The organism is Pseudodesulfovibrio profundus (genome assembly GCF_900217235.1).
GTDB classification, from domain to species: Bacteria; Desulfobacterota; Desulfovibrionia; order Desulfovibrionales; family Desulfovibrionaceae; genus Pseudodesulfovibrio; species Pseudodesulfovibrio profundus.
The window spans coordinates 3,752,546-3,768,237 of sequence record NZ_LT907975.1 but is presented as its reverse complement, the minus strand read 5'-3'; the positions used below and the strand labels follow the sequence as shown (position 1 = coordinate 3,768,237).

13 protein-coding genes are annotated in these 15,692 nt (G+C 50.5%); 11 read left to right on the top strand and 2 right to left on the bottom strand.

Annotated elements, in window-relative coordinates; all coding sequences use genetic code 11:
* Position 1: 1 nt before the first annotated feature.
* The 10 genes from DPRO_RS17535 to DPRO_RS17490 all read left to right on the top strand — a co-directional run bounded on the left by DPRO_RS17535 (position 2) and on the right by DPRO_RS17490 (position 8,377).
* Entirely contained in the window at positions 2 to 334 is a 333-nt protein-coding gene (locus DPRO_RS17535) for a DUF2590 family protein (protein WP_097013235.1), read from the top strand.
* Entirely contained in the window at positions 331 to 1,497 is a 1,167-nt protein-coding gene (locus DPRO_RS17530) for a baseplate J/gp47 family protein (protein WP_097013234.1), read from the top strand. Before DPRO_RS17535 ends, DPRO_RS17530 begins: the two co-directional genes overlap by 4 nt.
* Positions 1,498 to 1,509: 12 nt before the next feature.
* Entirely contained in the window at positions 1,510 to 2,112 is a 603-nt protein-coding gene (locus tag DPRO_RS17525; RefSeq protein WP_197706484.1) for a phage tail protein, read from the top strand.
* A gap of 9 nt (positions 2,113 to 2,121) precedes the next feature.
* The gene (locus tag DPRO_RS17520; RefSeq protein WP_097013233.1) at positions 2,122 to 3,540 is read left to right on the top strand and encodes a phage tail protein; all 1,419 of its coding nucleotides are present in this window, start codon (positions 2,122 to 2,124) and stop codon (positions 3,538 to 3,540) included.
* A 3-nt stretch (positions 3,541 to 3,543) separates the two neighbouring features.
* Positions 3,544 to 4,053 (top strand): tail fiber assembly protein, encoded by a 510-nt coding sequence (locus DPRO_RS20560; RefSeq protein ID WP_232005641.1) that lies wholly within the window; start codon positions 3,544 to 3,546, stop codon positions 4,051 to 4,053.
* 2 nt (positions 4,054 to 4,055) lie between these two features.
* Entirely contained in the window at positions 4,056 to 4,961 is a 906-nt protein-coding gene (locus DPRO_RS17510; protein ID WP_097013232.1) for a hypothetical protein, read from the top strand.
* Positions 4,958 to 5,497 carry a baseplate complex protein gene (locus tag DPRO_RS17505; protein ID WP_097013231.1) on the top strand — a complete coding sequence of 180 codons (540 nt, stop codon included), beginning with the start codon at positions 4,958 to 4,960 and terminating at the stop codon, positions 5,495 to 5,497. Before DPRO_RS17510 ends, DPRO_RS17505 begins: the two co-directional genes overlap by 4 nt.
* Positions 5,494 to 6,186, top strand: a complete 693-nt coding sequence (locus DPRO_RS17500) for a hypothetical protein (RefSeq protein WP_097013230.1) — start codon at positions 5,494 to 5,496, stop codon at positions 6,184 to 6,186. The genes DPRO_RS17505 and DPRO_RS17500 overlap by 4 nt, the downstream gene beginning before the upstream one ends.
* Entirely contained in the window at positions 6,168 to 7,169 is a 1,002-nt protein-coding gene (locus DPRO_RS17495; RefSeq protein ID WP_097013229.1) for a bacteriophage T4 gp5 trimerisation domain-containing protein, read from the top strand. The genes DPRO_RS17500 and DPRO_RS17495 overlap by 19 nt, the downstream gene beginning before the upstream one ends.
* Positions 7,170 to 7,235: 66 nt before the next feature.
* Positions 7,236 to 8,377 (top strand): IS3 family transposase gene (locus DPRO_RS17490; protein WP_097010305.1). Its coding sequence is split into 2 segments (ribosomal slippage): positions 7,236 to 7,497 and positions 7,497 to 8,377, totalling 1,143 coding nucleotides; the frame shifts between segments, so codons are not numbered across the junction.
* A 177-nt stretch (positions 8,378 to 8,554) separates the two neighbouring features.
* On the opposite strand, the gene DPRO_RS17485 is transcribed toward DPRO_RS17490, so the two are convergent.
* Positions 8,555 to 9,970 (bottom strand): LA2681 family HEPN domain-containing protein, encoded by a 1,416-nt coding sequence (locus DPRO_RS17485; RefSeq protein WP_097013228.1) that lies wholly within the window; start codon positions 9,968 to 9,970, stop codon positions 8,555 to 8,557.
* 945 nt (positions 9,971 to 10,915) lie between these two features.
* Here DPRO_RS17485 and DPRO_RS17480 point away from each other — a divergent pair.
* Positions 10,916 to 15,310 carry a hypothetical protein gene (locus tag DPRO_RS17480; RefSeq protein ID WP_097013227.1) on the top strand — a complete coding sequence of 1,465 codons (4,395 nt, stop codon included), beginning with the start codon at positions 10,916 to 10,918 and terminating at the stop codon, positions 15,308 to 15,310.
* Between the two features lie 191 nt (positions 15,311 to 15,501).
* Here the strand turns inward: DPRO_RS17480 and DPRO_RS20555 are convergent, their stop codons facing one another.
* The gene (locus DPRO_RS20555; protein ID WP_232005640.1) at positions 15,502 to 15,690 is read right to left on the bottom strand and encodes a hypothetical protein; all 189 of its coding nucleotides are present in this window, start codon (positions 15,688 to 15,690) and stop codon (positions 15,502 to 15,504) included.
* Positions 15,691 to 15,692 lie beyond the last annotated feature (2 nt).

Here is a 15,692-nt window from a genome sequence, read left to right as displayed (position 1 = left end):
AGTGGCTGAAGCAAAGTATTTTGACCTCCTCATTACCGACAACGACCTGACACTGGATGTCGGCGGCATACCGGAACGGTGCCAGGACCGGGACTCAATAGCCCAGGACCTTCAGCACATGATTCGGAAATCTGGATTGCTGGTGGAGCTGGTTGCCAACCGGGACGAAGGCAAGAAGGCCGAGAACCTGGTCAAGCTCACTCTGGAAGTGGACAACGACGAACGCATCGTCCCCGGATCATGCGTGATCACCGAAGTGGAGCTGGGGCGTTTCTTCCTGCAGGCCGACACAGTGGAGTTCGGAAAAATCAATATGACAATGGAGACAACATGAGCCGGGAACTGTTTGAAGGCATGCTGAAGGAAGCGGATATCCCCATTTCCGAAGCTGACATGGAAACGCGCTGGAAGCAGATCAACGAGGCCCAGGGCAGTCTCATCACCAACGATTCCAAGTGGAGCCCGTTCTGGCGGCTCATTCTGGCAATAGTCACCACACCGTGTAAATGGCTGGTCGACCTGCTGGTCATAACGGCCCTGCCCAACCTGTTCATGAAATACGCATCCGGCCAGTGGCTGGACGTGCTGGTGTGGGCTGTGAACATCAAGCGCAAGCCTGAGACCAAGGCCGTTGGCTCCATCCCGTTTACCCGCGAAACGTCAGCCGGGGAAATAACGGTTCCTGCCGGGACTGTCATCGAAAGCCCGAAGCTGGACGGGTATATTTACCGTGTCATCGTTACGGCTGACACGACGATCCCGGACGGAATGCTGGTTGCTTCCGTGCCGGTCGAGGCTGAAAAGCCCGGATCGGCCTACAATCTCGGCCCCGGGTATTATTCGATTCTGCCTGCGCCTATTCCCGGCATTGTGGCAGTCAGCAACACAGCTGACTGGCTGGAGACGCCTGGAGCGGATGAGGAAAAAGACGAGGAGCTGCGCCTGCGTGGCCGCAACCAGTTCAGCGCCGTGGGCCAGTATCACCATGACGCCGCATACAAGGCTGTCATATCGGAATATGCCGGGATTCGGACCGACTATCTCTTCTTTGAACACAACGCCCCGCGTGGTCCAGGGACAGCGAATTGTTTCATCATGCAGGAAACGGGAGCGCCGCCCCAGGAATGGGTTGACGACATCAATCAGCACATTCGGGACAAGGGCAACCATGGTCACGGCGACGACATGGTTTGCTATCCCATGCCGGAAACGCCGCACGACCTGACTGTCACGGTGTTCCCCAAGCCCAACCTCTCGGAAGACAGGATAGCGGCGCTGAAAAAAGATGTGGAAGACAGGGTCCGCTGCGCTTTCCGCGAAAACACCATTTTTACCATGACCAAAACCATGCCGCACAGCCGTTTTTCCTTGTCGCAACTGGACAAGGACCTGCATGCCATGCCGGACCTGTTGTCTGTTGAATTCAACCGGACGACGGACATCGTATCAACCATGGACCTGCCGGTACTCGGCACCCTGCTTGTACAGCTCGGATAACAAGGAGACCTGATGAAGGACATTCGAGCATTCCAATTACCCTTTTGGATGTCAGGCGCGGAGCTGACCAAATTATCCAAAGCTGCCGCCATCTGGTTCGACCAGATTATGGAGTGGGCGTCCTGGCCTGCCCAGCAGATGGATCCCGAGACCTGTGTCGAGCCGGTCCTGAACCTGATTGCCTGGCAGCGCGATATCGACCGTTTCAACGGCGAACCGCTGGAACTGTTCCGCAAGCGCGTCAAGTACGCATACGTCAACGCCAGGGATGCTGGATCGGTTGAAGGATTCAAGCGAATATTTCAACGACTGGGGGTTGGCTACATCGAGATAGAGGAACGCATGCCTGGCCGCGATTGGGATGTGCTGGCTATTCTCCTCTCCGACTCTCAACTGGCAGACAACCAGGATCTGCTGCAGGTCCTCATCCAGCACTACGGCAGGACGTGCCGCCGGTACGAGTGGACCATCATTACCCCGTTGCCCACCTCCATCCGTGTGGAGACTTTTGACAACGACTACCAGACCATTAATGCAACAGTGCCTCCCCTGGGTGTTGGCCCTTGTTTGCATGAGATCAACAACGATCAAGCGGTTGTATTCGCTAAACTATAAGGAGCCTTCATGAGCAGTGCCATTACCAACGCGGGCGAGGCCCTTCTCGCCCTGCACCAGAATCTGGAAACGCCTCTGGTCATCGACAAGTTCATTGTCGCCAATGTACCGGGGCTGGACCCAACGGTGCCTGTGGACCGTACCGAGGGAAAGCCCGGTGCCGAGTACGTTGTCCATGAGTACACCATCCCCGCCGAGAACAAGGGGTATATAAACCCTAACCAGGTCGTCTATTCCATGTTGTTGGGTTCCGACATCGGCGATTTCGATTTCAACTGGATCGGGCTGTATTCCTCTGCCGACGACGCTGTCATCGCCATCACCTACTGCCCCACGCTGAACAAGAAAAAGACGGCACACCCTGTCATGGGCAACGCCATCACCCGCAATTTTATGCTGGAATACTCCGGTGTTCAGGATGTGACCAACATCACGGTGGAAGCAGCCACATGGCAGATCGACTTCACTGCACGGCTCAAGGGCATAGACGAGCGCGAACGGCTGTCCAACCGCGACATCTACGGCCCTGCCTGTTTCTTCGGCGACGGCTATCTGGTCATTGATGACGCCGGAGCCTTCAAGCTCCAGCCGGGGCTGGCCTATGTGGAGGGCATCCGCATCAAGTTGGATGCCGCACAGGAGATTACCCCGCCTGCCCTGCCTGCCGAGGTATTCCTGGATGTAGCCCTGCAGTCCCAAGGTTCCGATCGCGTGGCCGTGGCCTCTGTGGTGTACGCCGATCCCGGCGATTACATGGACGGGACAAACGGCAACCACTTCGGCCAGAAGATTGCCGCGATCGCCGCAGACCGCACGGCGACAGACCTTCGGCCCATGGGGGGGGAACCCGCGAGGCAGGACCATGCCCATCCAGAAAAATCGGATGTGGGACATACCCATACACAGGAAGAAATCGCAGGTCTGGTCATGGCTGAAATCGGTGAGTTGCGGTTGATGCCATTTCGTGCAGAGCATCTGCCTCCCGGGTGGTATGTGGGAAATGGCGATCAGTATGCCGATGACAGTGCACAGGGGGGAGCGTTGCTGAGTCTGTCTGCAGAATATCGGGCAGATTGGGGCATCTCTTTGGCGGGAGGATTAATCAATGTCCCAAATCTGTTTGATGTAGACGGCAATGGATATTTTTTGCGTCCCGTAGACGGTGTTGCTAGGCAGATTGGGAGTATTCAGGGGGATGCTATTCGAGAGATAAAAGGCAGTATTACAACGAACTTTTCAGACCTTCTCTTCAATTCCTCGTCAGGTGCGTTAAGTGTTGAACCTTTGGGAACCGGTGGTAACGGACTAGCAACTGGCAACGGCCATGATTCGACTGTCAACTTCAAGGCTTCTGACGCAGTTCCAACGGCCAGTGAGAACCGACCTATTAACATCGGCCTGACTCCGGCCATCTACCTTGGGGTATAATTTATGCTAATAAACTACTATTTCGATGACAACGGCTACTTTATTCGTAAGGGCTTTGCTAATCCCGGCAGCCAGCCGCCCCGGGATGCAACCCGGCAGTGTATACCAGATTGCCCAGCTGGTTACATACCCAAAAGGGTAAACGGGGCATGGACACTTGAAGAGACCAACCATGGGAAACAGGCATGGAAGACAGATACAGCCATGCCTGTGACAATCAAACAACATGGACAAATCCCCGCAGGGCTGACCTTGTTAGCTCCTCCGGAGTATCCTGTCTGGAACCCTGCTACGAATGAGTGGGACATTGACCTGATCGCAAAGGAGCAAGACATACGTGCAAAACGCGACTCACTACTCAAAGATACTGACTGGACCCAATTGGCCGACTGCCCGTTGAGTTCCGAGGATATTGTTGTCTGGCAGGATTACCGGCAGGCGCTTCGGGATATTCCGCAGCAGGCCGGATTCCCGGCATCCATAATCTGGCCTGAACCGCCAGCAGCTTGGTAGATATGACCTGGAACCCCATCACGCTGGCCCCGCCGCCATCCCTGCAGGCAGTCCATGACGAATTGCAGGGATGCCGGGGGGCTGCTCCTAATGAGCTGGACGCAAGCCAGAACCGTCTGGCTGCGGTTAATGGGGCGATACCCATTGCATCCAATCCGGTGGCCGCTGCCGCTGCCGGTGTGGAGGCACTGCGAATCGCCACGATTGGGCTGCTGCAGGCCGGGGGGCATTTCCTGTGCCTGCACCCGTACATTCACCCCCTGGGAGACCGGCGCGGCGAATATGCCTACCTGACCCCGCAACAGACGGTAACAGGGATGGCCGACAAGCTGGCCGACCCCCAGGACGTATTGTCTAAAAATAGTCTAGAAAGCGTCTTTCTCCTGTTGCGAGGCGTCGACCATGACCATTTTGCCGCTGTTCTGGATGCGTTTTGCACGCTCTTTCCCGTAACGGAATTGATGCTGGCAAAGCGTCGGGCCAAGTGGTTGGCGACGTTGGAAAAGGACAAGCTGATCCGTGCGGTCGGCCCTGTGCATCCTTCATGGCATAGCCATGAGACGCGACGGCACCCTCGAACTGTACAGCTGGATCAGGAGATGGGCGGTTTGCTGGGGATGGCCGAGGGATATGAGCAGGAAAACACGCGCCCTGAAGCGGAACTGAACGCGCTCATCGAGAAAAAGCGCACCCATCTGCAGGAGCTGGACGCGGCATGGACTTTAGTGACCGACGCGCTGCGCGGTGATTCCGGCGTGGGGCTGGCTTTGAACGGCAACATGGGCAGCATCCGCAGACAACTGAAAGAGAACACACCGCCGGTGGAAGGCTATAAACTGAGCGCGTTGTGCTGCTGGATCGGCAGCATCGATGACGTTGCATTCATTCGGGAGATGGTAAGCCTATGAGTTTGTTGCGATTGGACAATTACAACATGCCCGGCCATGAATTGAAAATCGGGGCGAGCATGGACATCCGCACGACGGATGCGTCCGGGGATACGAGCGGTACCGATGAAGTCGAAAATGGATTCAAGCCCAAGAAAATCACGGTGTCGCTTGTTATCAAGGCGATCGATGCCAGCGACCTGACAGAGCTGACCCGCGTGGCTGAAGCAAAAACAAATGGCGAACGAAAAATTTATACTATCGTCAACAAGACTGCCAATGCCATGGGCATTCGACAGGTCCGGTTTGCCGAGAATTTCAGTGTCAGGGAAAAAGACGGGCTGCGAGCCTGGGATATTTCCTTCACCCTCAAAGAATACCAATCCAATCCTGAACGTGTTGAGCAACGTGAACCGAAGCCGGAGCCGGTTGCCCAGGTCAGCGAGGGAACATCAACTGTTACGGATACCGCAGCGCTCAAAAAAGCAGAACAGGAAATCCAAGAAATGGGCTTGGTTGAACATGCTCTCTACTATCTGGATAAGGTGCTGGCATGAAGTTACGCAAGACCCTGTACGTCAATAATCAGCCTGTTCAACTCGACAAGGCGGAGGTCCGGCTGTCGCTCCGCTCACCGGGACGGGCAATCTTTCAGGTACAGAGCGAAACCGTGCTGTCCGGGCATGTACGGTTTGAGATTGGGTACACCGCCCAGGAGCGGGACCTGGTGTATTTCACCGGGCTGATTCGGACCAGTGAGACGGTGAATGCCAAGCAGCAACGATTGCGGTGCCGTGAGCTGACATCGGTTCTGTATGCACCGATGCCGGTGGCGCTTCGGCACCCGACGCTGCTCGAGGTGGTGCAGTGGTACACCAAACGGACCGGGCTGCGCTTTGTTGTGCCGGATCGGGAGTATGCCCATCGGATCGTCCCGGCCTTTTATGCACTCGGAGACGGATTTCATGGGCTTAACTCAATAGGCGCGGTGTTCGGCATCGAGGACTATATCTGGCAACAGCAGGGGGACGGCCAGGTCTTTGTCGGATCGTGGAAGGATTCGCGGTGGGCGACCAGGCCAGCTGCTCTTTCCGAAGGGTTATTCGACAAGGTGACGGCCACCGGCGGCAGGCAATCCGTGATTCTGCCCCAGCTGCGCCCCGGCGTGGTTCTGAACGGCAAATATGTCGCAAGTACACAAATTGAGGAACAGAAGATGGTGACGACATGCTCCGACAGACTGTAAAGCAGATCATTCTCAAGCTCTTTCCGGAATTGTCGGCGGGGCTGCACCTCCCCCGTTTTGCGCGGGTACTGAATGTTCATGATGCTCCGGCTGATGGCGGGACATCCGAGCGTTTCCGGCCACGGTATGCCGTTGATCTGGAAGTCCTGACACCGGACGGAGAACGCGACGAGGATTTCCCCGTTTATGAGGCCGTGCAGCTGCCGGTTCCGGTTGGCTGTGGGCAGGAGGCCGGGCTGTACGGTTTCCCGGAGCCGGGAGTTATTGTCGAGATCGGTTTCGCCTATGGGCGGCCAGATCATCCGCTGGTACGGCACATCTATCCGCAAGGCATGAGCCTGCCCGAGATATCCATGGGACAACAGCGCTGGCAGCAGTCGGCGGCGGTTTTCCAGACTGTGGACAAGGACGGTAACTGGAGACGCGAAACGGACATGGCCATAATCGACAAATCGCTCAAGCGGGAGGTCGAGGCCGTGGAAAACAGGGAAGACTTTTCGCGTGAACAGCGCAAGATCCGAGAGAACAGCATCGAGGAGATCGGCGGCGTCAAGACGCTCGAGGCCCTGGGAGCGCTCCGGCTTCGGTCTGGTGGATCCGCTGGGTTAATATCCGTGGATAATATCAATCTGACGACCGGGCGGGACATGAACGTCATCATCGCCCAGGACCGGAAGGAAGTCGTCGGCAGGCATCACGCCTCAACGGTCAAAGGCAACCGGGATGAGATCGTTGTCGGGAGCAAGGCCGAAGACATAGGCGGCGATCACACGGAATCTGTCGGGGGCAAGCGGACCACGGATATCGGTGGTGATGCAACCGCAACCATCGGTGGAAAATCAACAGAGAAGGTGACGGGGAACAAGACCATCGAGGCGCCCTTCATCAACCTGCAGGCGACCACCATTCGCATGGGCCAGAGCGGTACCGGAATAAGTCTGTTGCCCACCATCACTGCATTCATGGAGGAGGTACGCTTGTAAAGTCCCCGTAAAGTAGGTCCATTGCCAAGTAGAGACTTCTGGCCCAAAATGGGACAGGAGTTTTGCATGCGTAAATCGAAGTTCAGCGAGTACCAGATCGTCAAGATCCTGAAGGCAGTGGAAGGCGGACGAACTGTCGTCGATGTCTGCCGCGAGCACGGCGTGAGCAGCGCCACGTACTACAAGTGGAAGTCAAAGTATGGCGGCATGGAGGCATCCGATATCCAACGGATGAAGGATCTCGAAACGGAGAACCGTAAGCTCAAGCAGATGTTCGCCGACCTCAGCCTGGAAAACATGGCGCTCAAGGATGTGATCGAAAAAAAACTCTGAGGCCAGTTCAACGCAAGGAATTTGTCATGCACATGGTCAACGCGTTTGAGTTGAGCTTGCGCAAGGCATGCGCGGCCATGGGCATCAGTAGGAGCTACTACGCCTACAAGCCGCATCCGCGGGACGACAGCGATGTCATCGCAGCCTTGACTGAACTGGCCGAGAAAAAGCCTACATGGGGCTTCAGTAAGCTTTTCAACGTCCTTCGACAGCAGGACAAGCCCTGGAACCACAAGAAGGTCTGGAGGGTTTACTGCCTCTTGAAAATGAACCTGAAGCGCAAGGCCAAGAAGCGGCTTCCGCAAGCCTCTCGGACGGCAGTGGCCCAACCGCTTGCGCCAAACTATTGCTGGTCGATAGATTTCATGCGGGACACGCTTTACAGCGGTCGCGTCTTCAGGACTTTCAACGCTGTAGATGATTACAACCGTGAGGCCTTGGCCGTGGAGATCGATACCAATATGCCAGCAGGACGAGTGGTAAGGGTGCTGGATCGGGTAGCCGAAGAGCGTGGCGGCTATCCCGAGAGGTTGCGAATGGACAATGGTCCAGAGTTCTCGGGGACTGTCATGGCGGCCTGGGCCGAATCGCATGGCGTGAATCTGGAGTTCATTCAGCCTGGCAAACCCACCCAGAACTCATACATCGAGCGGTTCAACCGAACCTACAGAGAAGAAGTGCTTGATTTGTACGTGTTCAACAGCCTGAGCGAAGTTCGGGCCATTACGGAGGACTTTATCCGTGAGTACAACGAGGAACGTCCTCATGAATCCCTGGGGAATATGTCGCCGATAAATTTTGCTGCCCAAAGGGCAGGGGGTACCCCCTACCCTCTGGGCAACCCCCCGAAAACTGCCGGGAGTCTCTACCGTTAACTGGCCCTATGAAAGGGGACTTTACACGCTGCGCCCTGCACGACCTGGCCGTCCATACGCATCCGGCTTTGAACACTACGCCGAACAACCAAGGCGAGGTTGACGCGCACTCCACCGAAGTGGAGGTATTGAAGGGGAAGCTGGATAGTATTAGTGGTTAGGAGGAATTGACGTCATTTATACATAAGGAACGGGATTTGGGAGGTAATACCCAGATTTTTCTACTTGCTCTTCCTGCGACTTAACAAAAAAGGTTAGGTAGAAAAGTGCAGATCTAGCTGTAGACAAAGATAAAAAGGTAAAATCAATGAGTTCTTCTCTCGTCACAGTCCTTGCGTAATCTGAAGAAGAATCCCAGGGGGAGCTGCCACCTTCGCAAACTCTGACATAATTATGCTCAAGGTCATTACGGAATGAATACAGTTCTGAAAGAAAACCAGTGTCATATTTTTCATCTGTACCAAATTCAGAACTCAACCAAAATAAAGCCTCTAACGCAGGATGGGCCTGCTGATTCTTCATGATCTTTTTTATCTCACGAGGTCTAAAATAGACCTTTTTTTTCTCCCCAGAAACGTAAAAAACTAAAAGAGTCAACAGTTTATCGCAAACACTATAGGCCAATCTGCAAGCAACTTTAAGCTTCTCAATATCACCACCATAAGAAGGTTCATCTCCAGTATTTGTGAAAAACAGCCAATTCTCTTCATAGCCAGGATGATGACCAAACAAGCCATCATAACATAAGAATCTCGCAAAGCAGTACTCTCTTTTTATAGAAGAGAAGGAAGCGGCCAAATAAGGACCTTCATTTAATTCTACCATATATGATGGGAATTGTAGGATATCTCGATCTGCAATCCAAAGGTCAGAAATTATATTAAGGGGATTTAAAAAAAGTCTATTCTCAAGACACCATTCCCGATAACTCATTTCATCGGGAGAATAGGATGGTTTTTCAGATAGGGCCTCTATCCTTTTAGTATCTTTAAAAAAAAAGGTAAGCTTTTCGTTATATTTAACGTTTTCTTCTGCACTGATATATCTCAACACTCCAGGATGCTGAATTTCTTTTCTCTCATCATACATCCGATTGAATAAATCTAACCGTCTCATTGCAAACTGTTCAGCGTGCCCATCGTCATCTAGCATTGGCTCAATTTGATCTAATAAGAAAATCTGCCTGCATAGGCCAACATATTTGCTTTCATTATTTTCAAAACTATATCCATCTAATAACTCGAGAGATTCTACATATCTGCACATAGAGAAATATGAATTAGACAGATTAACTTGGCAAAGTTCGTGTAAAACATCTTCTTTTTCACGGGAGAGATTAAAGGATTTACGTCTATGCTCTAGTGCCTTCATCAAGTTCACTGGCCGTGGGCCATTCATCAAATGAGTTCTTTCATTTGATAAATCAGACTTAGCATTAAACAAATTTCCTAAATAGTAGCTCAATTGAGCCTTCGCCAGACTCCCTTTATTAGATTCAGCTAATAGCTGTATTTCTTCGATGCATAGATCAATTTTTTCCTGAGAACGAGACTCTATAGCCGCATCACATCTTTCTGATAAATCGCACATCATCAACCTACTTTTTAGGATTCAACTTACCTATCACCACTGACCATCTTTATAGATATATCTTTTGAGTACAAGCCAGAGCAGGCATTTAGCTAAGGATTCAAAACCCTCCCCTCAAAAAAACACTCCTCCGCTCCCGCCTTCGCGCTTTTTCGTCCCTTTTTTGTGCAAGTTTGAGGGTACGCAAATTATCTTCGAGAATGTGGCGGCTGTAGGATGTTAAGCCTATTACTCTTTTTGCGCTCTTTGCAATAGGCTGCAGCTCTGTGCCAGTTTTACAGGACCTTGACCTACTGACTGAAAATCAGTTCGTTGCAATGCCCAGGCGGGTTTCCCAGCTTTTTCAAAACTTTTCAATTTCAGAAACAGGGGGGAAAGCCATCCTGCAGGACGGCTATTTGATTGGCGTTTTACCCTATGAGCCGTGGTCATTTAGAGGCTTTCAGAGGGGTAAAATTGGCATTGCACAAAATCGACCTTTACCGACTCCCGAGGTCCCTATCGGGTCCCTGCCGCCCGAAAACCCTTTATTTAAGCCATCTGCCGACCTATTCGTAATCAGTAGGTCGTCGGTTCAACTCCGATTTCTGGCTCCAACGAAATCAAGCACTTATGGGCAACCATAAGTGCTTTTTTTGTGCCTTGGTATACAGGCTGGTATACAATTGAGTGCAAGGGGATGTCCTGGGGTGGCAGGGGCGTATACCCTTGGGTAGGAGATTGCAGTTTTCGACCTCTTCCACTCTTCTCATTTACTCTGAATCATACCATCTAGCATGAACACCCAACACGTTATTGCCTGCACATTCAACTATGATCATCAAAACGCCAAACGAAGAACAACATAATCCTATACACAGAAAAGGGCATCTCGTCGCATTAGCCCATTTACTTGTTATATAAAATAATCTATTGGAAATGTGTCTAATATTGGAACAGGAGACACAAATGGCCCCAACACCAGACACGCCCAGCGAACTCACCGGCATTATTAACGCTTTCCAAAAGGAAAGAAATATAGCTCTCAATATTCGAGAGTTTTTTTGGGAAGGTAAATCTGGAGCCTATGTTGGACTCGTAGATTGCGACGGAGACCGCAACGGATTGTATGTCCTTAAAGTCGACAACATCCCCCATGGCTATGAAGGAGAAGAGGCATTACATCGGCAAGCCCAAGATGAGGGAGCCTTTGGTGGCAACATTCCTGAGTTAGTTGAAACATATGAATTTGAAGACCAGTATCTGCTGCTTATGCAGCTTGCTGGAAGATCTCGCATTCAATGGCGTCCACTTGTAACTTCCATGACGCTATTCAAATCGGCATACATTAAACTCGGGGACATTCTTTGGTCTGACTCATCGGTATCACACCATGCCCTTGCAGATTATCCAAAACTCCTAAAACAAGCTCTCGATTATCGCCTAGAGGCTACTAAAGGACGGATCAGAAGTAACATGGAAGAGCAATTTGGCCTTTCTATTGTTGATTCAAACCAATTCATACATTGCGATGAAGTCTTGCCCAACCCATATACATATGCGCTAAGTTCAGAAAATGAGACTCCCATGATTCGCCCTCTTATGGGGCCGACCCACGGGGATTGTCATGCATCTAACATATTTGTCCGTGCAGGACAGGGAGCTGATGTCCTTGGCATTTACCTCATAGATTTGGCTTTTTACAAACCCTCTGCCTTATTCTTTTTTGACCATGCTTATTTTGAACTAGCAACGTTGCTCAATGAATTGAATGGACTTGGTGAGGTCCGTTGGTTCCAGCTTACGAAGCAGTTGGCCTCTTGTGGTGAGATTGATTTTAACGGACTGGCTCCTGATGAAAGGGGCTGGGCTGATGCAGTCATTGGAGGAAGACTTCCCTCTATCTCTATTGTTGAAAAGACGTTTCCAGATCGCACAGATGACATTTGGCTACAATTTCTCATTGCTCAAGTTGCTGCCGGACTGAGTTTTGTCAACAAGCCATTATGTAAAGACGGAACATCAAATGGCATTTCGCCGTCCCAATATCGACAGGCTTTCGTGTGGGCATCAATTTTTCTCAATGAAGCCCTCAAAGTGACCGATACTGTTGTCTGCGCATCAGACAATGGCATGGTTCCGCTCCTAGAGAAGCAAGAAGAGACAAAATGTGATAAAATCCCCTCCTTGGGGCTGGACAACTTTGTTTGCGAGTCAATTTCAGATGGACTTTGGGATGATATAGGCGGGTTTGATCCGAAAGGATTGAACATTTTAATTCTCTCTCCTAGCGCAAGAGAATTACCTTTAGTAGAAATTGAACAATTACTAGCATTGGAATGGGCTGTTATCTTGGATTTCGCGACCACCCCGATTCCAGATTACAATAAATGGAGCAAGAGACCTTTTAGGCAAGCATGGCCCGGGAATATCCCTCAAGAGACAAAGATCTTGTCGAAAGGGGCATTGTGGATATTTGCTAATGGAAGAATAGATTTATCAGACGCCCCTCCAGCAGAAAGCGTGGCCGAATGGCGTCGAAATTACATTCGAGATCTTAATTCTTTTTTCGAGTCGGTCGCACAGCAAATTGCTCCCTCAAATGTTCGAGTTTTGGTGTGCGGTGATGAGTCATCGACGACATTTACACGATTTGTAACCGAAAGCATTGATACCTATTTCCACACTTCACTTGCGCCAGTGCTCATAAACGGCGTCCAAAGTGACAATCTACCGGATTCAGTTGACTGTGTCCCCATTAAGCTAGACGACTTTTTTTGTAGAATAGAAGCCTATGGAGACCCTGAAACCTTAGCTGCAAACAAGCAGCCATTACTCCCGTGCAGAATTGACAGATCAGTTAAATTACATCCCCTTAAGAAAGGACTCTTCGATAGGGCTCAAAAGGATCTTACATTTGTTCATAGACGGCTTTGTGATGAGTTCCCCTCCGGGCGTGAATTTGGAGTAGATTTCAGACGAGGCTTGCCTATCGAGTGGGCCGAACTGGCCCAGCAGATAGATATTGAAAGAGAATTGACCCCAAGAATAACGAAACAAATTCAAGCGGCTCTATCCGAATCGAGCAACCGAACGATCAACCTCCTCCATGAGCCAAGTGCTGGTGGTTCGACATTAAGTCGCCGGATAGCATGGGAATTAATGGAAGAGAACCCCGTCGTTTTTATAGATCAGATAACAGAAGATACTGCTGGATACCTGAGAGAGATATTCCAATTCACGAGTCTGCCATTATTAGTTGTAATTGAGGCATCAATTGTTAAAGAAAGTTCGCGTGAATCTTTACTGCAACAGCTGTGGGAGGACAACACTAGGGCGGTATTTCTTTGGGTTGCCCGTACGTATGAGGAGCAAGCTAAGTCGAAAGATGTCTTGACTTGTTTATTATCTAAAACGGAAACACAAGATTTCTTGGAAGCATACTTAGAACAAGTAAGTGAGACATCCAGGATTAAGAACATTCGGGAGCTTGCTAGGCGTTCTGAGCTTGTTGACCAGAGGACTCCATTCTTCTTTGGTCTCAATGCATTTGAGGAAGAATATTATGGTCTTGAGCAGTTGGTAGCTTCTACTATCAACAATCTGTCTCTCAGCGGCAAAGACCTTTTGGCTGACTTATGCCTTGCTAGCGCCTTTTCCAGCGAGGGCCTCCCATTACAAGAATTCAAACTTCTATGCGAAAAGGATAACGAGGGAGAATACCCCTTTAGTGACAATTCCCCCTTTGCAATTGAGTATGATACTGGGATTAGGGTTTCTCACCGACTGATTGCACTTAAAACGCTGAAAGCTCTAGCGCGAAACAAAGATACTTGGAAAGCAGACATCGTTGGATGGGCATTGCATTTATTAAAAAGTATTGAACACTTACACAGCAAGGACTCCGAACGGGTTAAAAAATTTATTGAAACGCTCTTCCTTACAAGAGACACAGCTATTGTGCTGGAGGCTGACACCGATTATCAAGCTGGCCGATTTGCGTCCAAACGCTTTTCCCCACTCATCTTACATATTGGAAATTCAGAACAATCAAGGAGCCTGTTGAAAGAACTGACTCGAATTTGGCCTTTCGAGAACCATTATGCAGTCCACTACGCAAGACATTTGCTTTATGAAAGCCCGAAAGAAATCGAAGCGGCGATAACAGTGGCAGAGAGAGCAGAGAATAGCGAAGAAGGCGAATTTGACGATGTTGTCATTCACACTGTGGGCATGTGCTATCGGGGACAAATCGAGGCCCATTTCGAAGAGGCTAAAGAGCTTGGCACCCCCTATGAGGATATCGCCAGTACAGTCAGACAAGACTTTGAAATATCTAAGGAAAAATTTGTAAAAGCAACAGAGTTAAACCCTCGAAGTGAATACGGACATGTCGCCACCATCCAATCGGTCAGTATCCTTGTTAATAGAATCAAAACTCTGACGAAAAAGGATACTCTTGAATCACTTCTTGCCTCCCCCGACCTCCGGTGGCTTGCTGATGCAATGCAAATTGCCGAAGAGAGCATTGCTGTATTGCGTAGCTGGCAACGCCACAAATCTTCGACTCGCGTGGATAGAACTATCGCAGAATGGGACTTGGTTTATGGAAATGTTGACGCAGTCATAGGTCAATTAAGGGTTCTGGTGAATCGAGGCGGTGACAATGAACTACGTAGAGCTCTGTGTTCTGCCATGTTGCGAAAGCGAAAGCGGCAATGGGAGAGATTGCCACAAGCGGATTTGCGAAGCATCGTCAATATGATGGATCAAAACATCCATATGAAGGGAGTGCGTGATTCTGACATTCGGTCATGGCTTTTCGCATATCGCCATCTTGAAACATTCGATATCCAGGTTGCAGTCCAAAGATTGTTAGACTGGCGTAGCTTACGCCCCAAGGAAGTATTACCGGTTTTCTATTTGTCTGTGATGAACTTCTTACGCTGGCTCTCCAACAAAAATATAGGCTATGCAGATGAAATCAACAAATGGCTAGACCATTGCCGGCAAAACCGACAACTGGGTCAAAAGAAGCAATGGGGACATGAGTGGCTGGTTAAGGGGAAAAACGGCCCTCGCGCTATGCACTTTTCTGAACTAACTTTCGACCCAAGTAAGGTTATCAGGGGGAATGAACCAGGAAGGGATAAGAAGTTAAAAACCTTTCATCGTGTTTCAGGGGTGTTGGTGAAATATTCAGGGCCCCAAAACGCAACTGTTGACCTTGGAAATAGAATTCTCGCCCCTATCGTCCCTCTACAAACCATAGTGAAAGACGATCTTGGCAAACGAGTCTCCCTGATCGTAGCCTTCACCTATGACGGGTTAAGGGGATGGGATCCTATGCTTGATGAAGAATAGCTCAATATTTAGAATTATTCAGAGCATTGGCCTGTATTGGCCCAAACAAGGAAAAGATCGTCCCCAATCATCAACACACGAATAGAGCTAGTTCGGCAATATACTTATACGCTTCGCATCTCCCTGAGTACATCCACAAACCGCCTGACCTTGCTCCGGCACAGGACCATCATCCCAGGCACGGCCATCAGCTAGGAGAGGCGGAAGTATCCCCACTCTGCGTTCTGATAGTCGCCACCTAGAACGGCGTAGCCGAAGTACAGCCCCTTTCCGTCTGTCTCTGCCGCCATCCAGTGCGAGTCAGTCCCAAGGACGAAGAAGTGCAGCCATATCTCCTTGTCCTCGAACGGGACGCCCTCTGTCACGCATAGCCTGGGCATCT